Annotated in this window: 18 protein-coding genes and 3 tRNA genes; 13 read left to right on the top strand and 8 right to left on the bottom strand. The window is 67.4% G+C overall.

Annotated features, from left to right (window positions below):
• Window positions 1-24: 24 nt before the first annotated feature.
• Window positions 25-507, bottom strand: a complete 483-nt coding sequence (gene tsaE / locus BN1263_RS03770; protein ID WP_058979652.1) for a tRNA (adenosine(37)-N6)-threonylcarbamoyltransferase complex ATPase subunit type 1 TsaE — start codon at window positions 505-507, stop codon at window positions 25-27.
• A complete protein-coding gene (locus tag BN1263_RS03765; protein ID WP_058979650.1) occupies window positions 504-1,988 on the bottom strand; it encodes a bifunctional ADP-dependent NAD(P)H-hydrate dehydratase/NAD(P)H-hydrate epimerase in 1,485 nt (494 codons plus the stop codon). Before BN1263_RS03765 ends, tsaE begins: the two co-directional genes overlap by 4 nt.
• On the opposite strand from BN1263_RS03765, the gene queG reads away from it, so the two are divergent.
• Entirely contained in the window at window positions 1,987-3,081 is a 1,095-nt protein-coding gene (gene queG / locus BN1263_RS03760; RefSeq protein ID WP_058979648.1) for a tRNA epoxyqueuosine(34) reductase QueG, read from the top strand. The two genes, BN1263_RS03765 and queG, sit on opposite strands and share 2 nt — an antisense overlap.
• Window positions 3,082-3,125: 44 nt before the next feature.
• The gene (gene xseA / locus BN1263_RS03755; RefSeq protein ID WP_058979645.1) at window positions 3,126-4,457 is read left to right on the top strand and encodes an exodeoxyribonuclease VII large subunit; all 1,332 of its coding nucleotides are present in this window, start codon (window positions 3,126-3,128) and stop codon (window positions 4,455-4,457) included.
• Between the two features lie 543 nt (window positions 4,458-5,000).
• On the opposite strand, the gene BN1263_RS03750 is transcribed toward xseA, so the two are convergent.
• Both BN1263_RS03750 and BN1263_RS03745 read right to left on the bottom strand, forming a co-directional pair.
• The gene (locus BN1263_RS03750) at window positions 5,001-5,897 is read right to left on the bottom strand and encodes a M48 family metallopeptidase (RefSeq protein ID WP_019660530.1); all 897 of its coding nucleotides are present in this window, start codon (window positions 5,895-5,897) and stop codon (window positions 5,001-5,003) included.
• An 88-nt stretch (window positions 5,898-5,985) separates the two neighbouring features.
• Entirely contained in the window at window positions 5,986-7,872 is a 1,887-nt protein-coding gene (locus BN1263_RS03745) for a formylglycine-generating enzyme family protein (protein ID WP_058979643.1), read from the bottom strand.
• 84 nt (window positions 7,873-7,956) lie between these two features.
• On the opposite strand from BN1263_RS03745, the gene rnd reads away from it, so the two are divergent.
• Window positions 7,957-9,036, top strand: coding sequence for a ribonuclease D (gene rnd / locus BN1263_RS03740; RefSeq protein ID WP_019660532.1), 1,080 nt, complete (start codon window positions 7,957-7,959; stop codon window positions 9,034-9,036).
• Between the two features lie 88 nt (window positions 9,037-9,124).
• Entirely contained in the window at window positions 9,125-10,198 is a 1,074-nt protein-coding gene (locus BN1263_RS03735; RefSeq protein ID WP_058979641.1) for a hypothetical protein, read from the top strand.
• A 75-nt stretch (window positions 10,199-10,273) separates the two neighbouring features.
• Here the strand turns inward: BN1263_RS03735 and BN1263_RS03730 are convergent, their stop codons facing one another.
• The gene (locus BN1263_RS03730) at window positions 10,274-12,604 is read right to left on the bottom strand and encodes a TonB-dependent receptor (RefSeq protein ID WP_058979640.1); all 2,331 of its coding nucleotides are present in this window, start codon (window positions 12,602-12,604) and stop codon (window positions 10,274-10,276) included.
• A gap of 229 nt (window positions 12,605-12,833) precedes the next feature.
• Here BN1263_RS03730 and BN1263_RS03725 point away from each other — a divergent pair.
• Window positions 12,834-12,909, top strand: a tRNA-Ala gene (locus BN1263_RS03725).
• 60 nt (window positions 12,910-12,969) lie between these two features.
• Here the strand turns inward: BN1263_RS03725 and BN1263_RS20675 are convergent.
• Window positions 12,970-13,140 carry a hypothetical protein gene (locus tag BN1263_RS20675; protein ID WP_005410406.1) on the bottom strand — a complete coding sequence of 57 codons (171 nt, stop codon included), beginning with the start codon at window positions 13,138-13,140 and terminating at the stop codon, window positions 12,970-12,972.
• 161 nt (window positions 13,141-13,301) lie between these two features.
• Between BN1263_RS20675 and BN1263_RS03720 the strand changes: the two genes are divergently transcribed.
• Complete coding sequence (locus BN1263_RS03720) at window positions 13,302-13,787, top strand: hypothetical protein (protein ID WP_058979638.1); 486 nt, start codon at window positions 13,302-13,304, stop codon at window positions 13,785-13,787.
• A 6-nt stretch (window positions 13,788-13,793) separates the two neighbouring features.
• Here BN1263_RS03720 and BN1263_RS03715 read toward each other — a convergent pair whose 3' ends face one another.
• Window positions 13,794-14,555, bottom strand: coding sequence for an SDR family oxidoreductase (locus BN1263_RS03715; protein ID WP_058979636.1), 762 nt, complete (start codon window positions 14,553-14,555; stop codon window positions 13,794-13,796).
• Window positions 14,556-14,687: 132 nt separating this feature from the next.
• Here BN1263_RS03715 and BN1263_RS03710 point away from each other — a divergent pair, with 132 nt between their 5' ends.
• Window positions 14,688-15,530, top strand: coding sequence for a bifunctional transcriptional activator/DNA repair enzyme AdaA (locus tag BN1263_RS03710; protein WP_058979634.1), 843 nt, complete (start codon window positions 14,688-14,690; stop codon window positions 15,528-15,530).
• A gap of 73 nt (window positions 15,531-15,603) precedes the next feature.
• Here BN1263_RS03710 and curA read toward each other — a convergent pair whose 3' ends face one another.
• Window positions 15,604-16,629 carry an NADPH-dependent curcumin/dihydrocurcumin reductase gene (gene curA / locus BN1263_RS03705; RefSeq protein ID WP_058979632.1) on the bottom strand — a complete coding sequence of 342 codons (1,026 nt, stop codon included), beginning with the start codon at window positions 16,627-16,629 and terminating at the stop codon, window positions 15,604-15,606.
• A 364-nt stretch (window positions 16,630-16,993) separates the two neighbouring features.
• On the opposite strand from curA, the gene BN1263_RS03700 reads away from it, so the two are divergent.
• The 6 genes from BN1263_RS03700 (at window position 16,994) to BN1263_RS03675 (ending at window position 21,033) form a co-directional block, all read left to right on the top strand.
• Window positions 16,994-17,069, top strand: a tRNA-Phe gene (locus BN1263_RS03700).
• 70 nt (window positions 17,070-17,139) lie between these two features.
• A tRNA-Phe gene (locus tag BN1263_RS03695) sits at window positions 17,140-17,215 on the top strand.
• Window positions 17,216-17,314: 99 nt separating this feature from the next.
• Window positions 17,315-17,890 (top strand): hypothetical protein, encoded by a 576-nt coding sequence (locus tag BN1263_RS03690; protein WP_058979630.1) that lies wholly within the window; start codon window positions 17,315-17,317, stop codon window positions 17,888-17,890.
• Window positions 17,891-17,987: 97 nt separating this feature from the next.
• Window positions 17,988-18,539 (top strand): lipocalin family protein, encoded by a 552-nt coding sequence (locus BN1263_RS03685; protein WP_058979628.1) that lies wholly within the window; start codon window positions 17,988-17,990, stop codon window positions 18,537-18,539.
• A gap of 162 nt (window positions 18,540-18,701) precedes the next feature.
• Entirely contained in the window at window positions 18,702-19,178 is a 477-nt protein-coding gene (locus BN1263_RS03680; protein ID WP_010486516.1) for an LEA/WHy family protein, read from the top strand.
• A 64-nt stretch (window positions 19,179-19,242) separates the two neighbouring features.
• Window positions 19,243-21,033 carry an acyl-CoA dehydrogenase C-terminal domain-containing protein gene (locus BN1263_RS03675; RefSeq protein ID WP_058979626.1) on the top strand — a complete coding sequence of 597 codons (1,791 nt, stop codon included), beginning with the start codon at window positions 19,243-19,245 and terminating at the stop codon, window positions 21,031-21,033.
• Window positions 21,034-21,256: the final 223 nt, after the last annotated feature.

The raw sequence follows: 21,256 nt of genomic DNA, 5'->3' as shown, positions 1-21,256 counted from the left end.
GTAACCTGCCGGTGTTTGTTCTCGTCAGCCGACAGATATGGCCTGCAAGTCGCCTCCTTGGGGAAGCCGTTTCAGCCATTCATGCCCTGCGTCGCTGGCGCCAGTGAGACGAACGCGACGCCCTTGTCCCTCGATCTCCAGCGCCACCACCAGGTCGGTTGGCGGCAGCGCACCGGCACCGCGTTCCGGCCATTCAACCAGCCACAGTACCGCGCTGCCCTCGTCCAGCCCGAGGAAATCGAGTTCGCCGGCCTGCCCGATCCGGTACAGATCCAGATGCCAGGCCTCGCCACCGCCGGCCAGCGGATAGCGCTCGACCAGGGTGTAGGTCGGGCTGCGGATGGCGCCCTGGACACCCAGCGCGCGCAGCAGTGCGCGGGCCGTGGTGGATTTGCCGGCCCCCAGGTCGCCGCGCAGTTCGACCAGCGCCTGCGGCGGCCGGGGGGCCGCCAGCCATTGCCCGAGCAGTTCAGTGGCATCGCTGTCGGCAAGGAAGAAATCGATCATCGGGAAAGTTCCGGGTTGGCCAGTCGCCGCAACGGCGACAGCAGATCAGTAGGAAGCAGGCCGCGCGCGCCATCGGCGGCCGCGGCGTCGCCCGCGAGCCCATGCAGCAGCGCACCGGCCGCGGCGGCGTCGAAGGCGGCCAGGCCCTGCGCGCGCAGGCTGGCGATGATGCCGGTGAGCAGATCGCCCATGCCTCCCACGGCCATGCCGGGATTGCCTGCAGCGATCAGCCGTGGCGCCTGCCCGGGCGCCGTCACGATGCTGCCTGCGCCCTTCAACACCACCACGGCGTGGAAGCGTTCGGCCAACGCCTGCGCACAGCGGTAGCGATCGGCCTGGATGTCAGCGGTACTGCAGCCGAGCAGACGCGCGGCCTCGCCCGGATGTGGCGTAAGGATGGCGTCCGGTAGCGCGCGCGGATCCTGCGCCAGCAGGTTCAGTGCATCGGCATCGACCACCAGCGGTCTGGCGCTGGCCAGCGCACGCGCAAACAGCGCGCGCGCCCATTCGTCCTGGCCCAGGCCCGGCCCGATCGCCACCACCCTGGCCTTGTCCAGCAGCGCCGGCAGCACATCGCCGTCTTCCAGCGCATGGGTCATCGCCTCCGGCAGGCGCGCCAGCAACGGGCCGACGTGATCGCGGCGGGTGCCCAGGCTCAGCAATCCGGCGCCGGCACGCAGCGCGGCCTCGGCCGCCATGGCGATGGCACCGCCGCTGCCATGGTTGCCGCCGACGCACAGCACGTGCCCGGATTCGCCCTTGTGGCTGTTGGCGCGGCGCGGCGGCAGCAGTGCCGGCAAGCGCGCCTGGGTCCAGTGCTCCACGGCGGGTGACACGCCCTGCCATGCGGCCGCGGGCAGCTGCAGCGGCGCCAACGCCTTCCGCCCGCAATGATCCAGCGCATCGCCGGTATACAGCCCGCGATGCGGCACGATGAACTGCAGGGTCAAAGCGGCCTTCACGGCCACGCCCGGTACGGCACCGCGATCAGCGTCGACGCCACTGGGGACGTCCAGCCCCAGAACCGGCGCTGCCTGAGCGTTGAGGGCGGCGATCAGCGCCTGCGCCGCGCCTTCCGGCACGCGATCGAAGCCCAGACCGAACAGGGCATCGACCCAGATATCGACCTCGGGCAGCACGCCGTCGAAATCGGTGAGGGTGCCGCCGTCGGACGTGAATTCCGATGCTGCACGCTGTGCCAGCGACGTCGCCGGTGGCTTACCCGGCAAGGCGATCACCGCCACCGCGCGCCCGGCCTTCCGTGCGTGGCGGGCCAGCACCAGGCCGTCGCCGCCGTTGTTGCCTGCTCCGACCACCACGCCGATCCGCTGCGCCTGCGGCCAGTGCTGCAGCAGGCACTGCCAGGCGGCCTGGCCGGCCTGCGCCATCAGGCCCCAGCCGCCCTCGGCAGCCAGTGCCGAGGCCTGCACATCAAGCGCACGCGCGGCAGCGGAATCGAACAGAGCGGCAAGGTTGGCCATGCGGGGATTTTATACTGGTGCATATGTCTCCCGCCCCGCCCCTGTCGATCCGGTCCAGGCCGTACAGCGCATCCGCGAACTGGCGCGTGCGCATGGCTTCCAGCGCTGCGGCATCGCCGGCATCGAGCTGGGCGAGGACGAGGCGCACCTGGCCGACTGGCTGGGCCAGGGCCTGTACGGCACGATGGACTGGATGGCGCGCCACGGCACCCTGCGCGCGCGCCCGGCCGAGCTGCTGCCCGGCACGGTGCGGGTGATCTCGGTAGGCATGGACTACAGCCACAAGGACGACACCGAAGCCTGGGCAACCCTGGCCGACCCGGGCCGCGCCTACGTAGCGCGCTATGCGCTGGGCCGCGACTACCACAAGCTGATGCGCAACCGGCTGCAGAAGCTGGCCACGCAGATCAACGATGAAGTGGCGCCGCTGGGCTACCGGGTATTCGTTGATTCGGCGCCGGTGCTGGAGCGCGCACTGGCGCGCAACGCGGGGCTGGGCTGGATCGGCAAGCACACCTGCCTGATCGACCGCAACGGCGGTTCCTGGTTCTTCATCGGCGAGATCTACATCGATATCCCGCTGCCGATCGATGCGCCGGCTACGGCACACTGCGGCACCTGCACGCGCTGCATCGATGTCTGCCCTACCCAGGCCATCACCGGCCCGCAGCGGCTGGACGCGCGGCGCTGTATTTCCTACCTGACCATCGAGCACGACGGTGCCATCCCCGAAGACATGCGGCCGTTGATCGGCAACCGCATCTACGGCTGTGACGACTGCCAGCTGGTCTGCCCCTGGAACAAGTTCGCCAAGCGTACCGACGAAGCCGATTTCCGCGCGCGCAACAACCTCGACACTGCCCGTCTGGACCAGCTGTTTGCCTGGGACGAAGCTGAATTCCTGCGCCGTACCGAAGGCAGCCCGATCCGGCGCAGCGGCCATGAACGCTGGCTGCGCAACATCGCCGTGGCACTGGGCAATGCACCGTCCTCGGCCGAAGCGTTGGCCGCGTTGCATACCCGCGTCGATGATCCCTCGCCGCTGGTGCGTGAACACGTGCAGTGGGCGCTGGGCCAGCACACGGTGCGCTGACGTGCGATCCTGAGCCCCCGTTCCGCCCGCAGCACGCCGTTCCCATGCAGCCACGCAACAACGACATCCTCACCCCCAGCCAGCTCAACACCCTGGCCCGCGACCTGCTGGAAGGCAGCTTCCCGGCGATCTGGGTCGAGGCCGAACTGGGCAGCGTGGCGCGTCCCGCCTCCGGGCATCTGTATTTCACCCTGAAGGACGCACGTGCGCAGCTGCGCGCGGCGATGTTCCGGATGAAGGCGCAGTACCTGAAGTTTGTGCCGCGCGAAGGCATGCGCGTGCTGGTGCGCGGCAAGGTGACCCTGTACGACGCCCGTGGCGAGTACCAGATGGTGCTGGACCACATGGAGGAAGCCGGCGAAGGCGCACTGCGCCGCGCCTTCGAGGAGCTGAAGGCACGCCTGGAGGCAGAGGGCCTGTTCGACCCGGCACGCAAGCGGCCGTTGCCGGCGCACGTGCAGCGCCTGGCGGTGATCACCTCGCCCACCGGCGCCGCCCTGCGCGACGTGCTGAGCGTGCTCGGCCGCCGCTTCCCGCTGCTGGAAGTGGACCTGCTGCCGACCCTGGTTCAAGGCAGCAGTGCCGCCGCGCAGATCACCCGGCTGCTGCAGGCCGCCGATGCCAGCGGCCGCTACGACGTGATCCTGCTGACCCGCGGTGGCGGTTCGCTGGAAGACCTGTGGGCCTTCAACGATGAAGCATTGGCCCGTGCGATCGCCGCCAGCCGCACCCCGGTAGTGTCTGCGGTGGGCCATGAAACCGACTTCAGCCTGAGCGACTTCGCCGCCGACCTGCGTGCACCGACGCCATCGGTGGCGGCTGAGCTGCTGGTACCGGACCAGCGCGAACTGGCCCTGCGCCTGCGCCGCACCGCGGCACGCATGGCGCAGCTGCAGCGGCACACGATGCAGCAGGCGATGCAACGTGCTGACCGTGCCCTGCTGCGCCTGAACGCGCAGAGCCCGCAGGCGCGACTGGACCTGTTGCGCCGCCGCCAGCTCGATCTGGGCCGGCGCCTGCATACCGCGTTCAACCAGCAGCAGGAGCGCCGTGCTGCGCGCCTTCGCCATGCAGCGGCGGTCCTGCGCGGGCACCACCCACAGCGCCAGCTCGACACGATGCAACGCCGCCTGGCCGCCCTGCGCGGACGACCGCAGGCAGCGATGCAGCGTCTGCTGGAACGCGATGCGCTGCGCCTGCGCGGGCTGGCGCGTTCGCTGGAAGCGGTCAGCCCGCTGGCGACTGTAGCGCGCGGCTACAGCATCCTGACCCGCAGTGACGATGGCACGCTGGTGCGCCAGGTCGATCAGGTACAGCCCGGCGACGCATTGCAGGCGCGCGTGGGCGACGGCGTGATCGACGTGCAGGTCAAGTAAAGGGGTTCGGCAGGGCTGCGCCCTGCACCTGCAGAGGCAAATGCAACAGCCGAAGCAACAGCGAAAGCGGCTCTGGATTGTTGATAGCTTGGCGGGGTGGTGTGGCTGTGCAGGACACGCCGTAAACCCATCCCTGGGGGCTCGATGGCGCCATCCATGGCGCCAACGGTCCTGCACAGCCACACCGCCCCACCCTCGACAGTGTCCCGATGACGGTCGGTAGATCCACGCCATGCGTGGATGAATCTCTTTCAGATATCGAATCAATTCGGGGTCAGATCCGTTTTCCTGCGGAAAACGGATCTGACCCCAAGCGCCATTCCGGCAGATCGCGGACATCTGTCGAAGGCGGGGTGGGTCCGGTTGCGGGGGCGTGAGCCGCATGGATGCGGCGACCGAGCTTACATGGCCGTACTTGCAGCGGCCCCCGCAACCGGACCCACCCCGCCATCCCACGGAATGCACGCTGTTGCTGTTGCTGTTGCTGTTGCTGTTGCTGTTGCTTCGGCAGGGGCAGGGCTGCAAGCCCTGCCGAACAACCCCCTACTTTGCCTGCTCGCAGAACTTCTGCCGGTACTCGAGTGCCTTCGGCATCAACGCCTGCAGGTTCTGGATACGGGTACCCGGGTTCGGGTGAGTCGACGCGAACTCCGGCGGTGACTGGCCACCACTGGCCTGGCCCATGCGCTGCCACAGCGGCACCGCCTCGCGCGGGTCGAAGCACGCCGCTGCGGCCAGCATCAGTCCCACTTCGTCGGCCTGGGTCTCGTGGCTGCGCGCATACGGCAACAGATACCCATAGCCCATCGCCGACATCATCATCTGTTGCTGCTGCGCATCCATGCCGCTGGCGGCGCCGGCCATCTGCCCGATCTGGGTCAGCTTCTGCTGCGCCATCCGCTGCGCACCGTGGCGCAGCAGCGCATGGGCAATCTCGTGGCCCATCACCACCGCCATCGCGTCGCGCGTGCGCGCCACCGGCACCAGGCCGGTATAGACCGCCATCTTGCCCCCAGGCAGGCAGAATGCGTTGGCCTGTTCAGATGGGATCACGTTGACTTCCCACTGGAAATCACGCGCGAAATGCGCCGGCTGAACGCCGTGCTCCTGCGCCAGTGCAGTCTCCACCACATCAACCTTGGCAATCAGGCGCTGGGCGATGTCGCGCACATCGCGCGCGATCGGCGCGTTGGAGTCCATCGGCGGCTCCTCCGAGAGGATCTGCTGGTAGGCCTGCAAGCCCAAGGCGGTCTCCTGGCGGGCGTCCAGGCTGCTGTCAATCATCACCTTCTCGCCGGTGTAGGGGTCCACCGTGCGATTGGAAAACCAGTAGAAGAGCGCATAGCCGGCGGCCAGCAACAGCACCCACCAGCGGATGTTGCCAAACAGGCCGCGACGCTGCGGGCCTTGGGGCGAGCGGGAAAAGGGATCATTGCGCATCAGGGGTCGTCCAGCAGGCCCCGCCGGCCGGCGGGCACGGCGCAATCTTAGTGCGCGGGCGCCAGCAGCGGGTGAAGCCCGGTGCCGCTCAGATGCCCCGCACCAGGCGGAAACCGATGCGCGCGCTGGTGGTGTCCGAATCCTGCGACTGCCGCCACGCCGCACGGGTCTGCTCCGGCGCGTTGGCCCAGTTGCCCCCGCGGATCACCCGCGCGCGACAGCCCGGGTTGAACCAGGCCGCGCCATCGGAGGGCGCGCGCCGGTAGCTGGCATGCCAGCAATCGGCCACCCACTCGCTGAGATTGCCCGCCATGTCGTGCAGGCCGAAGGCATTGGCCTGGAAACTGGCCACCGGCGCGGGCCCCCACCAGCCATCGCCATAGCCGATGAAGGCGTTGTGCCAGTGCCGTCCCGATGGCGAGACATCCTTGCTGCCAGTGAAGTTGCCAGCACCGGGCGGCGGCGTGCCGGCGGCGCCCCACGGATAGCGGCCACTGCTGCCGGCGCGCAGCGCGTATTCGAACTCGGCCTCGCTGGGCAACCGGTAGCTGCGCCCGGTCTGCTCGGACAACCACGCCGCATAGTTTTCGGCATCGCGGATACTGACATGCATCACCGGCGAATTGGCCATCGCGAGGCCACCGTCGTAGTCCGAACGCCAGTCCACGCCGCTGCGGCGGATGAAGTTGCCGCTGCGTTCGTCATAGACCACCGAATGGCCGCGACGGGTCGCACGCGGGCGCGCATTGGTCGCCTTCACGTAGCGCTGGAAATCGCTGACCGTCACCTCGGTGATCGCCATCGCGAAGCCTCGATCAAAGCGTACATAATGCGATGGCCGCTCGGCATCGCTGGCGCCCGGCTCGGCATCACCGGCCCCCATCTGGAAGCCGCCGTGCGGGACCACCACCATCTGCGGCCCGCGCCCGCCATCGCGCATGGCATCGCTGAATACCTGCCCCGGGCGGAAGCTGCCGTAGTGCGTGGCCAGGTCAATGCGCTCACGCAGCTGGGCCACCACCGGGTCTCCCGGCAGGGCGATGCGCAGGGCCTCGGCCAGCTTCTCGCGTGCCGGCTTCAGGCCCTGCGGCGTGGACAGATCGCGCAGGCCGTCATCGCGCAGCTGCAGCAACACCGCCGCACGGATCTGCTCGATGCGCTCGAACGCGTCGGCAATGGTCGGCGATGAGTCGCGCACCTTGCTGGCTTCGGCCAACCAAGTGCCCGCGCTGGCGAAATCGCGCGCGCGTGCAGCATCTTCTGCGCGGCGGATCAGCCCGCTTTCGGCTGCGGCCAGTCCCTGCCGCGCGCGGCTGTTATTCCCATCCAGTGCCAGTGCCTCGCGGAAGTTGCCAATAGCCCCGTCCCCGTCTTCGCCGATCCGGCCCGAGCGCAGGTCCTCTTCACCGGCGCGGTTGTAAGCGACCACCCGCTGGGCAAGCTCCACCCGACCCTGCAGTGCGCGTACCTTCTCGTCCTTGGGCGCCAGGGTCAGCAGCACCAGCGCCTGGCGGCTGGCCTCGGCCAGCGCCTCGCGCTGCTTCAGCGGCCGCACCAGCAACGCATCCGCCTGCTGCTGCAGGCGCTGGCGGGCACGCTGCAGGCCCTGGCGGGCCTGGCGGTCATCCGGGTCCTCTTCCTGTACTGCCAGCCACAGCGGAATGGCGGCATCGGCATCCTCATACAGCCGGCCCTCAGTGAAGGCCTGCCCGGCCGCGCGGCGCAACTGGGCCAGGCTGCGGCCCTGGCGGTCCACCCGCGGCGGCGTCCACTGCTGTACATCCTCGGCGGCATCCTCACCGGCGATGGTCACGCTGCCCTGCCCGGCCTGCGGGCGCTCGTCGCTGTCTGCGTTCGCGGACGGGCGCGCCTCCTCCCCGGCACTCCGGTCCACTGCCGTGGGGGGCGACGGCGTGCAGCCTGCCAGGGCCATGGCCAAGGCGGTGCACAGCGCGGACGACAGCGGAAAACGCAAGCAGGATCTCCTTCGGCAGGGACGCGCACCGACGTTAGGCTATTCTCCCCTGCCTGAGCAAACCCGAGTAGTAGGCCCTGACCCGTGGCAACCTGGATCACCACCCCCGCCGAGCTGGATGCGTACTTCCAGCAGCGTCCGGCCCGCATCGGCCTGGACACCGAATTCATCCGTGAACGCACCTTCTGGCCGCAGTTGGCTCTGGTGCAGATGGCGGTCGGGCAGGACATCCTGCTGATCGATCCGCTGATTCCCGGCATGACCGAGGCACTGGCGCCGTGGCTGGCCGATGAATCGATCACCAAGGTGATGCACAGCGCCAGCGAAGACCTGGTTGCCTTCAAGTGGACCTGCGGCGTGTTGCCGCGACCGCTGTTCGACACACAGATCGGCGCCTCGCTGGCCGGCATTGGTGGCGGCATGGGCTACCAGAAGCTGGTCGCGGAAATCACCGGCGTGGCGCTGGCCAAGGGCGAAACCCGCTCGGACTGGATGCGCCGTCCACTCTCGGAGTCGCAACTGCAATACGCCGCCGACGACGTCGAGCACCTGTTCGCGCTGCATGACGCCATTGATGCCAAGTTGCAGGCGCTGGGCCGCCAACAGTGGCTGCACGACGACGGCGAGCGCCTGCTGGCCAGCGTCGCCAATGACGAGGACCGCTGGCCACATCTGGCGATGCGCTCAGCGCAGTTTCTCGATGCTCCCGCGCAGCGCCGCCTGCTGCGCCTGCTGCGCTGGCGTGATGTGCAGGCACGCAGCAGCGACCGCCCGCGCAGCTGGATCCTGGACAACGAACTGGCCGCCACGCTGGCACGCACGCCACCGGCCGATGCCGCCGCGCTGGCCACGCTGTTTGAACAGTTCCCGAAGGCACCGCGCAAGCTCGCCGGCGCGGTGTGGCAGGCGCTGGACACGCCGCTGGCCGATGAGGCCGAGGCACCGCTGGCGTTGCCCGCCAACGACACCAACAAGCAGGCACTGAAGAGGCTGCAGGACGCCGTTGCCGAGCGCAGCCGCGAGCTGGGCCTGCCGGATGGCGTGCTGGCCTCGCGCAAGCATCTGGAAAGCTACCTGGAGCGCCGCCAATGGCCGGCCGCTCTGGCCGGCTGGCGCCAGCAGGAACTGGAGTCGCGGCTGCAGGCGTTGCTGCCCGCACGTTGATGACAAGGCGCCGGACCACGCCGGCGCCGTGCACCTCAAGCCTGCAGGGGCCGTGCTAGGGTTGGGCGGTACTGACAAGGAGACGTCGATGCAGACCCTCAAGATCGCGACCGCCTGCGCACCGCTGCTAACCACGTTGGGCCTGGCATGCTCTGGGCAGGCCGCACCGCTTTCCTATGCACAGGAAAAGGAGAACACAGCCAAGCTGGTGGACATCATTGACGGTGCCACCCGCGACGGTCTGGTTGCCGTGCTGGTGCCGGCCCCGTATGTCGTGCACAACGGCGGGCCAGGTGTCGGCTCTCCGGTCCCCGGCTTTCATCTGGGCAACCGCTCGACCGACCTACCCGGGTTCTCGACGCGGGTGTCCTTCCAGCACAAGGATATTCCCTCCCAGGGCTATGTGCAGCTGTTCAACACCAACGAACTGGAAACCGGCCCGCAGCGGACGGTGTTGATGGACGTGTTCGAGGTGCATCTGATTCCGCCGGGCACCTATCTGCTGAACGGTGCGGAGAACTACCGCCTGAACACCCGCGTGGCCAAGCTGAAGCCGCTGGGGACCACGGACGAAGTATCGAAGGACATCGGCGCCACCCGCCTGGCCGACGTCGATTACCGTTTCTATTCCTGGAAGAAGGTCTGGGTACCACCCGGCGTCCTGACCGATCAGCACTCCCAGCAGGTCTGCATCTCGGTGCATGTGGCCTCCGGCAACTGCGTGGCATGGGGCACCCAGAACTACGAAACCTCGCGCCCGACCGAAGGCTACTGGGATGACAGGATCGTCCCTGAAGACATCCCTGCCGTACGCATCCAGGCGGTCATCGCCAAGGCCCACGCGCCACTGGCCTTCACTGCCCGCGAAGGGCAGATCCTGCTCAGCCCCTTCATTGTTGCCGCCGACGGCGATATCGATTTCAACGCCAACGACTGCGCACCGGTCGACAAGCTGATGGGATGCGCCCTGCGCCGCTTCACGGTGCACTACCAACCCGCGCCGCTGGACGCTGCACGCAAGCACATCGCAATCACCTCGCGCGGCCTCAACGGCAAGCAGCGCAAGGTACTGGAGCGGATGGAGGCGATGCAGCTGCAGGTGCTGGGCCCCAGTGCGCCGTCCGATGCAGCGCTGGGCAAGGGCGTCAGCGCCACGCCTTGAGCACGGATGATGCCTGGCCAGCAACGAAAAACGGCGCTCGATGAGCGCCGTTTCCGGTACACGACGGGGTAAGGCTTACCAGTTCATGTTCAGCGAGACACCGACGGTGCGCGGTTCGTTGTAGACCGCGGCCATGTAGTTCTCGATCACACCCTTGAGGTTCTTCTCGTTGGTGATGTTGCGCGCGAACAACGCCACTTCGTAGGCACCGTAATTGCCCGAGTAGCCGATCTTCAGGCCACCTTCGAAGTCACCCTTGGAGTTGAACTCCTTGCTGTCGTACAGCACGAAGCTGGTGTAACCCTGCTTGTTCCAGTCGGTGGACACGAACATGGTGCCAGCGTCGCTGACCGGGAAGTCGTAGCGGGCAGCCAGGTTCACGTTGTACTTCGGTGCATTCGGCAGCGGGTTGCCGTCGATCTGCGCGAAGGTGTTGGCGCCGACCTTGATGGTCGGGTCGTTCACCGTGCACACCACCTGGCCGTTGAGGCCGCAGACCTGTGCGTAGACGCGCTTGTCCTTGATTTCGCTGTGCAGCAGGCTCAGGCCGGCGCTCAAGGTCAGGTTCGGGATCGGGCGCAGCTCCATGTCCGCTTCGAAACCATAGGCCCTGGCCTTGTCGGCGTTGAACAGCACGCCGTTGCCGTCCGAATCGTTGCCGTTGAGCTGGATGTCGTTGACGGTGTAGGTGAACGCGGTGGCGTTCAAGCGCAGGCGGTTGTCCCACAGGCTGCTCTTCACGCCCGCTTCCCAGGACAGGATGGTCTCGGAATCGGCGGTGGTGAAGTCGGCATTGAACACGGCCGAGCGGCCCTGGATGGTCGGGCCGCGGAAGCCGCGGGCGACCTTGGCATAGACGCTCACGTCCGGCGTGACCTGATACATCGCGCTCAGATCCCAGCTCGGGGTGGTGTCGGACATCTTGACGTCGGTGCGGCCCTTGTAGGTGACCACGCCAGCGGCAGTGTCAGCCGTCTTCAGCAGGCGGGTGTGCTTCTCGTCCCGGGTCTGGCGCAGGCCGGCGGTAACGGTGAACTTGTCGGTGAAGGCATAGCTCAGCTGGCCGAAACCGGCCCACGAGGTGTTCTTGTTGCGCAGGCGCACCCAGTTGTTCGGGTTACGTGCCGGGCCCTGCAGGAACCACGCGCGCTGGTAGAAGTCGGTGGTGTCGCTGCCGTTGAAGTAGAACGCACCGGCCTGCCACTGCAGCGCGCGGTCGTCATGGCTGGCCAGGCGGAATTCCTGGGTCCACTGGTCCAGGTCGCGGATGCGGCCCATCGACTGGCCGTAGCCGTTCGGCACGCCGTTGACCGGGAAGTTCGCCGCGGCGCCACCGTCGGTGTCACCACGGCTGTAACCGGAAGTGGTCTCGTAGGCGGTGATCGAGGTGAAGTCGATCGCACCGAAGTCGTAGCGTGCCTTCACCGAGCCGCCGTAGGTCTTGTAGGCCTGCGGGTTGTTGTCGGCCTCGTCGTAGGCGACCTTGTCGCGCGGCACGTCGGTCTCGTTCGAGCCCTTGGTCAGCGCACCGCGCAGGAACAGGGTCGAGGTGCCTTCATAGTCGCGGGCGTGGGCCGAGGCCAGGATCGAGAACTGGTCGCTCGGGGTCAGCAGCAGCTGGGCGCGCACGTTGCGGTCGTCGAAGCCGCCCATGGCGTTCTTCTTCGGGCTGACCGTGCCATCGGCGCTCGGGCCCTTGTAGGTGTTGTCGACGTAGTCATCGCGGTGCTGGTACAGCGCCGACACGCGGAACGAGGCGATGTCGTTGATCGGGCCGCCGAAGCCGCCGTCGATCGACACGCTGTTGTAGGTGGCGTAGCTGGCGCTGACGCGGCCGGTGTAGTCCTGGGTCGGCTTCAGGGTGTCGAACTTGACGATGCCGGCGGTGGTGTTGCGGCCGAACAGCGAGCCCTGCGGGCCGCGCAGCACTTCCACCTGGTCCACGTCATAGACCGGGTTGGACTTCAGCACCACGTGCTCCAGCACCACGTCGTCCTGGATGATCGACACCGGCTGCGAGGCTCCCAGGTAGAAGTCGATGTTGCCCAGGCCGCGGATGTAGAAGCGCGGGAAGATGCGGCCGGTGGTGGTTTCCGCATACAGGCTCGGCACGCGGCCGGAGAGTGCCAGCAGGGTGTCGTCGCCGCCGGCGGTGAAGTCGCGCATGCGCTCCCCCTGCACCACACCCACCGAGACCGGCACTTCCTGCAGGTTCTGCTCACGGTGTTCGGCGGTCACGGTGATCGTGTCCAGGCCGGTTGGGGTCGGCGCGCTGTCCTGCGCGGCGGCACCGAAGCTGCCCGCCAGGGCCAGGCCAGCACAGGCCAGGGCCAGCGGGTGACGGCGGAAGGAAACAAAGGAAGACGACAGACCCGACAGGCGGCGGGAATCGGAATGGGAGGGCATGGAATGCTCTGAGGAGGCGTCCGTGCGGCCTGCGCGAGCCGGGCGGCAAAAGGGAGGAGAACTGCGCAAGCGGCCATTATCCCCCAAATTGTTACGATTTCGTTGCGCGGACCCCGCCGCGGCGAACCGAACGGTTTCGGCACCATTGCGCGCGCTCACGCCGCGTCGTCCGGCGTCCCGGATCGGCTTGGCAAGGCGCGGCCACTTGGCTACACTTGAGTCCTGCCGTGGGGCCATAGCTCAGCTGGGAGAGCGCGTCGTTCGCAATGACGAGGTCAGGAGTTCGATCCTCCTTGGCTCCACCACTTTTCAGAAGAACCCGCAGATCGCCATGATCTGCGGGTTTTTTTTTTAGCGCCCGCAACTCAGGCCGGCTCCTGGTCGCCGTCCTTGCGCTGCGGGCCGCGTGAGTGCGCATCGCGCACCTGCTGGTCGCGCTGCCCGGGCCGCTGCTTGGCCACATCGTCCTGCTTCCTGTCCTGGCGGCTTTCCTGGACGCCCTGCTTCGGGTCCTGATCCTTGTCTCGCTCGTTCATCGAAAACTCCCTCGTCGGCGACAGGCCAACGCTGTGCACCACGCTAGAGGCTGGCGGGTAATCCACAGGTCAGTCCTGCGCCAACGTCATGTGCAGGCACTGGCTTGCCGCCACTGCCCCCGCGCAGCCAGAATCCGAGGGCCAACGCCCACCGGTACGCCATGCCCTCTTCTGCCCAGCGCGCAGCACACGCCGTGCCGATGATCATTGATGCGACCGACGGCAGCATCCAGCTCGGCAATCTGCCGACTCTGATCGGCCCCACCCTGTCACGGGATGAGGCACGTGTCGCCTTCGTCACGCTGATGCATGGCGAACGCGATGTCGGCACCGGCTACGTCTGGCTCAGCCTGCACCAGCTCAGCCTGGGCGGCGCGCCCGCTGGCATCAGCCTGTGCTTCTTCGGGCAACAGCTCGACATGGTGACGATGGGCGTCGATCTACCCGGTGCGACGTTGGAAGACGGCTGGCCGACCCAGGCGGCAATCGATGCCGAAGTCGCCTTCATGCGCCGCACGCTGGGTGCGGCGCTAGGGCGCAAACTGGCCGGCGGCCACGCCCGCTTCGACTGGGGCGAGGCATGGGCCCGTTTCGATCCGAAGGGCTTCATGGCCAGCAGCGGTATCCGCTACGCGCCACGCTCCTGACCCCGCTCAGGTACGTGTGATCGACACGCCGCCTTCAACACGCATCGCGGTTCCGGTAACGAAACTGCTTTCATCGCTGGCCAGGAACAGCGCCGCGTTGGCGATCTCCTCCGGCTCGGCCATGCGCTTGAGTGCATGCAGCGAGCGCACGAAGTCGCGGGCATCGCCGGTCGGTGCGGCCTGCCGGCCCATTTCGGTATCGGTGCCACCGGGCAACAGCACATTGCTGCGTACGCCGCGCGCGCCGTACTCGGCCGCGATCACCTGGCTCAGGCCGATCAGCCCCGCCTTGCTCGACGCATAGGCCGCCATGCCCGGGAAGCCCACGGTATGGCCGACAAACGTGCCGACAAACACCAGCGAGCCGCCGCCGCGCGCCAGCAATGCCGGCAACTGCGCGCGTGCCGCGTGGAAAGCGGCATCCAGATTGGTCGCCATCACTTCGCGCCAGGCGTCCACCGGGAACTCCGCCGCAGGTACGCCCGGGCCGAGCATGCCGGCATTGTTGAGCGCGATGTCCAAGCCACCAAATGACTGCCGGGCCAGTTCCACCAGCGCCGGCGCCGTGGCCGGATCCGCCACGTCGGCGGCATGCACCACCACCTGGCCACCGGCGGCGCGGATCTGCTGGGCCAGCGTGTGCAATGGCTCCGGTCGCCGCGCGTTGAGCACCAGCTTTGCCCCTTCGGCAGCAAAGCGCAGCGCGCTGGCGCGGCCAATGCCGGCGCTGGCACCGGTGATGAGGGCGATCTTGTCGTTCAGGCGCATGGTCGTGGTACCGGTTGTGAAGTGGCCATCACGATGCCGCGCCTCCGGTCCGCCAACACTCCGTTTCCAGGCCTCACAGATGAGTGCAGGAAACGGAGTTTCCGCGGAACCGGCACGTGCCAGAATCCGGCCATGGACAGTACCGCCACCACCGCCCTCGATGCCCGCGTCGAACGGGTCTGCCGCCACCTGCAGACCAGCCTCGACGAACCCTCACTGCAGGAACTGGCCGACATCGCCGGCTGCAGCCCGACCCGGCTGCACCGCCTGTTCAAGCAGGCCACAGGGTTGACCCCCAAGCAGTACGCTGCCGCGCTGCGCGCCGACCGCCTGCGCACCGGGCTGGAACAGCAGGAACGCATCACCGACGCCTTCCACGATGCCGGCTTCGGCTCCAGCGGACGCTTCTACGAGAACGCACCGAAGTTGCTGGGCATGACTCCCAAGCAATGGCGCGCAGGTGGTCGTGGCGAAGTTATCCACTTCGCGCTTGCCGAGAGTTCGCTGGGCAGCGTGCTGGTGGCCAGCAGTGCCACCGGCGTGGTCGCGATCCTGCTCGGCGACGATCCGGAGACGCTGCTGCAGTCGCTGCAGCAACGCTTCCGCCAGGCCGAACTGGTCGGCGCCGACCAGGGCTATGAGCAACTGGTGGCACAGGTGGTAGGCCTGGTCGAGGATCCCTCGCGAGGCGCCACACTGCCGCTGGATATCCGAGGCACCGCCTTCCAGCAACGGGTATGGCAGGCACTGCAGCAGATTCCGCGAGGACAGACAGCATCGTATGCCGATATCGCCGCGCGCATCGGCGCGCCCCGCTCGAGCCGCGCCGTGGCCCGCGCATGCGCGAGCAATCCATTGGCGGTGGCGGTGCCCTGCCACCGCGTGGTGCGCCGCGACGGCGACCTGTCCGGCTACGCCTGGGGCGTGGCACGCAAGCGCGAACTGCTGCGCAGGGAAAAGGCCTCGACTGCCTGAAGTGGGTGCCGACCTTGGTCGGCGCGCTCAGCTTCCGGTAGGTGCCGACCTTGGTCGGCACACCGCCAAGCCCTCAATCCAGCTTCACCACCAGCTTGCCGAAGTTGTGCCCCTTCAGCAGCCCGAAGAATGCCTCCGGTGCCTTCTCCAACCCTTCTACCACATCCTCGCGGTACTGGATGCGGCCCTCGCGAAGCCACTGCGGCATCTCGCGCTCGAAGTCCGGCCACAGGTGGTTGAAGTCGTGCACGATGAAACCGCGCACGGTCAGGCGCTGGCGCAGGATCTGGCTGAACAGTGACGGCAGGCGGTCCGGGCCAGGCTGCTCGACACCACGATCGTTGTAGGTGGCGATGGTGCCGCACACCGGAATGCGGGCGAAGTCATTGAGCAATGGCAGCACCGCATCCAGTACATGGCCCCCGACGTTCTCGAAGTACACGTCGATACCCGCAGGCACCGCCGCGCGCAGCTGCTCGGCGAAATCAGCAGCGCGATGATCCAGTGCCACGTCCACGCCCAGCGTCTGCAGATAGGCACGCTTGGCCTCACCACCGGCGATGGCGACCACGCGCGCGCCCTGCAGCTTGGCCAGCTGCGCCACGGTCGCGCCGACCGGCCCCGTCGCAGCGGCCACCACCAGCGTCTCTCCCGGCTGCAGTCGGGCGATTTCATGCAGGCTGGAATAGGCGGTGAAGCCCGGCATGCCATACACACCCAGCGCGGTACTCAGCGGCAGTCCAGCCGGGTCCAGGCGGCGCCCCAGTGCCTTGGCCGGCAGCACCGCGTGGGTCTGCCATCCGCCCGGCGCCAGCACCAGCTCACCCACTGCGACACCCTGAACATTGGACTGCAGCACCTCGGCCACGGTCTGGCCCTCCATCACCGCCCCTACCGCCACCGGCGCGGCATACGACGGGCCCTCATCCATGCGTCCACGCATGTACGGATCCAGCGAAAGATAGTGGTTGCGCAGCAGCACCTCGCCATCGGCCAATGCCGGCAGCGCGGCCCGCTCCAGGCGGAAGTTGGCTGCACCCGGTGCGCCCTGCGGACGCGACGCCAGCACAATGCGGGAAGTGGTCGATGAGTCGGACATGACGACGGTCTCTGCTGTTGCCAGCGTCAGGAAGAGAACGCCGACACTACGCCGCAGCGTGCCCCAATGGCGGTCACGAAAACAGCGTTCCATGTCAGGTGTCGATGCCGTCCACGCGCTGGCCCCGCCACACCGCTTTTGTCGATCACCGTGGCCCGCTGAATTCCGCCGCAGGCGATGATCACCGCGCCGCCGCGCCCGGATGAATCGGCATCCAGCGCGCCCCCGCCCCGCGACGGCGGATCAAGTACTTGCGCCTGCGCAGACGGCAATGTGAAGGTTTTTTGCCAAAATGCTTGCCGTAGGCGACTGACCTCCGTAATATGCGCGTCCTTGGCAGCGACCTCGCTGCAATGAACTACGTGGCCGAGTAGCTCAGTTGGTAGAGCAGGGGATTGAAAATCCCCGTGTCGGCGGTTCGATTCCGTCCTCGGCCACCACGTTCGACAGCCTGCAGAAATGCGGGTCTTTTTTCGGGAATCGCAGTTGATCGTGATTGCCACACAATTTGGCCGAGTAGCTCAGTTGGTAGAGCAGGGGATTGAAAATCCCCGTGTCGGCGGTTCGATTCCGTCTTCGGCCACCATCTTCAGAGACCTGCAGAAATGCAGGTCTTTTTTTTGCGTGACCGTGCCTGCCGGCTCTGTAGTACTGTCCTTGGTCCACTGTATGGAGCACTGATGACATGGATGACGCACCTTCTCTACCCCAACTGCAGCAATCGCTGCGACGCCTGCACTGGCTGGTTGCCGGGCTGTCCATGTTGTTGCTGGGCCTGGCCGCAGTCACGGCCTGGCTGCTTTCGCAGCGCGATGCCCCATTACACGTCGATCATTTGAGCACGCGGCAGCTGCAGGTACTCGACGAGCACGGCGTGGTGCGGGTGGAGATTGGCCAGGACAGCGCAGAAGACGGGCGACGAAGCCGCGCCGCGGGCATCCTGATTTTCGATGCTTCCGGCGCCGAGCGAGGCGGCCTGAGTACATTCGAGGACGACAGCGTCGCTCTTGCCCTGGATGCCCCGAAGGGACAGGGCGAGGACCGGTGGCGGGACCGGGCCGGACTCCGTGTGGACGCCGACGGCTCCGCGCAACTGCTGCTCACCGACAATCTGACCCGCGGCGCAGTACGCCTGCATTCCAAGGGAACCGGCGGCGGAGGGCTGGACACCTTCAAATGGGATATGAGCAGCGGCACGCTGCATACGCGAACGCTTACTTTTGACGGCGACGAGCGCAGTCAACGCCCGTTCGAGCAGTAGTTGCAAAAGTCGGCGGCAATGGTTGCCGGCGCATGGAACCTTTACACGTGGCCTTGGCCGCTCGCCTAAGCTCAGGACTCCTGAACGGAGTACGCCGATGCCTCTGCGCCCTGCCCTGCTCGCATTCCTGCTGCTCGCCACCTGCCCGGCCTTGGCCGCCGAGCCGGTGCGCGCGGTCGACGCGCTGGATATTGACCGCTACGCCGGCCAGTGGCACGAGATTGCGCATCTTCCGGTCTCGTTCCAGAAGCAGTGCGTGGGCGAGATCACCGCCAACTACGGACTGCGCCGCGATGGCCGCATCAGCGTCACCAATGCCTGCCGCAACGGCGACGGAGAACGCGTGGTTGCTGAAGGCGTGGCGCGCCCGGTTGCCGGCCATCCAGGCCAGTTGCAGGTGCGATTCGTTCCGGACTGGCTGAGCTGGGTGCCACTGGTCTGGGCCGACTACTGGGTCCTGGCAGTGGACCCGGACTATCAGTGGGCGTTGGTCGGTGAACCGGACCGAAAGTACCTGTGGATCCTCTCGCGCCTGCCGGAAATGGATCGCGCCCAGCTCGAACAGCTGAAAGCCAAGGCCGAGACGATGGGCTACGACCTCGGCCCGCTGCGCCTGATGGCCCCGATTCGCGATACACCCGCCGACTGAACCTCCCCGCATCCGGCGCGCCACACGCGCCCGATCCGGCGCCGCGCACGCCCGGGCGCCATCTTCACGCGCTACCCTCTGCGACGGGTCGCCACAGGCGATCCAAACGACCATACGCCGTAGTATGCTTATCCAACGCACCCCTTCAGAGGACCTGCGCCCATGCTCCACCGTTTCCGTATCGCCTTGATCGTCCTGTGCACCCTCGCCCTTGTTGCCTGCAACAACGGCATCGTCAAGCGTGTTTCGGAACCGGCGGCCAGCCTGCAGCAGCTGACCGTGCGCGCCGACGGCAACTGGACCGTGGCCCTGCGCCTGCAGAACTACAGCTCCATGCCCATGACCTTCGATGACGTCGCGCTGGCGCTGACCGTCGGCGACAGCGACGCCGGCACCCTGCAGGCCAAGCCGGGCATCTCCATCGGCGGCACCTCAGCCGATGTCATCAATGTTGACCTCGTGCCCAGCTCGGCCGCACGCCTGGTGGTGGCCGACGCGCTGGCCAGCAACCGCACCCTGGCTTACGGCCTGAAGGGAACGGTGGCGGCCACGCCGCAGGAAAAGAAGCAGCGCAGCTTCGATATCAGCAGCCGCAGCACCCTCAACCAGGCGCCCGGCCTGCCGGGCGTGCTGCGCTGATTTCCACCTTCCGTCGCGGCGCCTGGCGCCACTCTCCCTGCCCTGATCAAACCGAGACGTACCGATGAGCAGCTACACCGCCCCGCTTTCCGACCTCCGTTTCGCCCTGCACGATGTGCTCAAGGTCGAACCCCTGTTCGCCCGCCTGGGCTTCACCGACGCCACCGCCGACGTGGTCGATGCCGTACTGGAGGAAGCCGGCCGCTTCAGCGCCACCGTGCTGGCCCCGCTCAACAGCGTCGGCGACGAGATCGGCTGCGTGCTCGACCAGGCCACCGGTGAAGTGACCACCCCGCCCGGCTTCAAGCAGGCCTACGACCAGTTCGTCGATGGCGGCTGGACCGGCCTGACCGCCTCGCCGGAACTGGGTGGGCAGGGCCTGCCGCACACCCTGGGCGTGCCGCTCAACGAAATGATCAACGCCGCCAACCTGGCGTGGGGCAACTTCCCGCTGCTCTCGCACGGCGCCATCGAAGCGCTGAAGCAGCACGGTGAAGCCTGGCAGCACGAGGCCTTCCTCAAGCCGCTGATCGAAGGCCGCTGGACCGGCACCATGTGCCTGACCGAACCGCACTGCGGCACCGACCTGGGCCTGCTGAAGACCAAGGCCGAGCCGAATGCCGATGGCAGCTACGCGATCACCGGCACCAAGATCTTCATCACCGCCGGCGAGCACGACCTGACCGGCAACATCGTGCACCTGGTGCTGGCCAAGCTGCCCGACGCCCCTCCGGGCGCCAAGGGCATCTCGCTGTTCGTCACCCCCAAGTTCAAGGTCGACCGCGAAGGTAACGTCGGCGAGCGCAACACACTGCGCTGTGGCTCGATCGAGCACAAGATGGGCATCAAGGGGTCGGTCACCTGCGTGATGAACTTCGATGGCGCACAGGGCTACCTGGTCGGCCAGCCGCACAAGGGCCTGCAGGCGATGTTCACCATGATGAACACCGCGCGCCTGGGCGTTGGCCTGCAGGGCATCGGCCTGTCCGAGCGCGCCTACCAGAACGCACTGAAGTACAGCCGTGAGCGCCTGCAGTCGCGCGCCCTGAGTGGTGCCAGGTTCCCGGACAAGCCGGCCGACCCGATCCTGGTCCACCCGGATGTGCGACGCATGCTGCTGACGGTGAAGTCGCTGGTCGAAGGCAGCCGCCTGCTGGCGCTGCACGCTGCCACCCTGATCGACATTGCCCACCATGCCGAGGATGCCGCCGAGCGCGAGCGCGCCGACACCCTGGTGAGCTTCCTCACGCCCATCTCGAAGGCCTGCCAGACCGAGTGGGGCATCGAGAACACCTACAACGCCCTGCAGTGCTTCGGTGGCCACGGCTACATCCGCGAACACGGCATGGAACAGCTGGCCCGCGATGCGCGCATCACCACGCTGTATGAAGGCACCACCGGCATCCAGGCGCTGGACCTGATCGGCCGCAAGACCGCCTCCAGCCAGGGCGCCGGCCTGAAGCTGATGCTGGCCGAGATCGAAGCCTTCGCCAAGGAACACGAGGGCAACGAAGCGCTGGCCGAGTTCATTGGCCCGCTGCGCGCCAAGGCCGCCGAATGGGGCAAGCTGACGATGGACGTGCTGCAGCGCGCGGCCGGCAATCCGGACGAACTGGGCGCAGCCAGCTACGACTACCTGTTCTATTCGGGATACGTGGTTCTGGCCTACTGGTGGGCCCGCAGCGTGGCCGCCGCCGATGCCAGCGCGCACGGCGCCGCCTTCGCCCAGGGCAAGCGCGAGACCGCGCGGTTCTACTTCGCCCGCGTGCTGCCGCGCACGCTCAGCCACGCCGCCGCGATCCAGTCCGGCGCCGCCCCGCTGATGACGATGGACGACGAGCGCTTCGGCGCCTGAGCCGGGCTGCCGCCCGGCACCCGCGGTAGTGCCGGCCGCTGGCCGGCAACCGCAACAGCCGGCTTCCTGCGGGATGGCGAGGTGGGTCCAATTGCGGGGGACGGCGCAAGTACGTCCCTGTAGCCTCGGTCGCGCCATCCATGGCGCTCACGCCCCCGCAACCGGACCCACCCCGCCCTCGACAGATTTCTGCTGCTGGTAGGTGTCGACCTTGGTCGACACC

The organism is Stenotrophomonas thermophila (assembly GCF_001499715.1).
GTDB classification, from domain to species: Bacteria; Pseudomonadota; Gammaproteobacteria; order Xanthomonadales; family Xanthomonadaceae; genus Stenotrophomonas; species Stenotrophomonas hibiscicola.
Note: the sequence above shows the minus strand (reverse complement) of the source record. Positions and strands in the feature narration are given on the sequence as shown.

What these genes read in the sequence shown, in the direction of transcription:
- tsaE (WP_058979652.1), bottom strand. Translation starts at nt 507, where the DNA reads ATGATCGATTTCTTCCTTGCCGACAGCGATGCCACTGAACTGCTCGGG.
- queG (WP_058979648.1), top strand. Translation starts at nt 1,987, where the DNA reads ATGCGGGGATTTTATACTGGTGCATATGTCTCCCGCCCCGCCCCTGTC.
- BN1263_RS03765 (WP_058979650.1), bottom strand. Translation starts at nt 1,988, where the DNA reads ATGGCCAACCTTGCCGCTCTGTTCGATTCCGCTGCCGCGCGTGCGCTT.
- xseA (WP_058979645.1), top strand. Translation starts at nt 3,126, where the DNA reads ATGCAGCCACGCAACAACGACATCCTCACCCCCAGCCAGCTCAACACC.
- BN1263_RS03750 (WP_019660530.1), bottom strand. Translation starts at nt 5,897, where the DNA reads ATGCGCAATGATCCCTTTTCCCGCTCGCCCCAAGGCCCGCAGCGTCGC.
- BN1263_RS03735 (WP_058979641.1), top strand. Translation starts at nt 9,125, where the DNA reads ATGCAGACCCTCAAGATCGCGACCGCCTGCGCACCGCTGCTAACCACG.
- BN1263_RS03730 (WP_058979640.1), bottom strand. Translation starts at nt 12,604, where the DNA reads ATGCCCTCCCATTCCGATTCCCGCCGCCTGTCGGGTCTGTCGTCTTCC.
- BN1263_RS20675 (WP_005410406.1), bottom strand. Translation starts at nt 13,140, where the DNA reads ATGAACGAGCGAGACAAGGATCAGGACCCGAAGCAGGGCGTCCAGGAA.
- BN1263_RS03720 (WP_058979638.1), top strand. Translation starts at nt 13,302, where the DNA reads ATGCCCTCTTCTGCCCAGCGCGCAGCACACGCCGTGCCGATGATCATT.
- BN1263_RS03715 (WP_058979636.1), bottom strand. Translation starts at nt 14,555, where the DNA reads ATGCGCCTGAACGACAAGATCGCCCTCATCACCGGTGCCAGCGCCGGC.
- BN1263_RS03710 (WP_058979634.1), top strand. Translation starts at nt 14,688, where the DNA reads ATGGACAGTACCGCCACCACCGCCCTCGATGCCCGCGTCGAACGGGTC.
- curA (WP_058979632.1), bottom strand. Translation starts at nt 16,629, where the DNA reads ATGTCCGACTCATCGACCACTTCCCGCATTGTGCTGGCGTCGCGTCCG.
- BN1263_RS03690 (WP_058979630.1), top strand. Translation starts at nt 17,315, where the DNA reads ATGGATGACGCACCTTCTCTACCCCAACTGCAGCAATCGCTGCGACGC.
- BN1263_RS03685 (WP_058979628.1), top strand. Translation starts at nt 17,988, where the DNA reads ATGCCTCTGCGCCCTGCCCTGCTCGCATTCCTGCTGCTCGCCACCTGC.
- BN1263_RS03680 (WP_010486516.1), top strand. Translation starts at nt 18,702, where the DNA reads ATGCTCCACCGTTTCCGTATCGCCTTGATCGTCCTGTGCACCCTCGCC.
- BN1263_RS03675 (WP_058979626.1), top strand. Translation starts at nt 19,243, where the DNA reads ATGAGCAGCTACACCGCCCCGCTTTCCGACCTCCGTTTCGCCCTGCAC.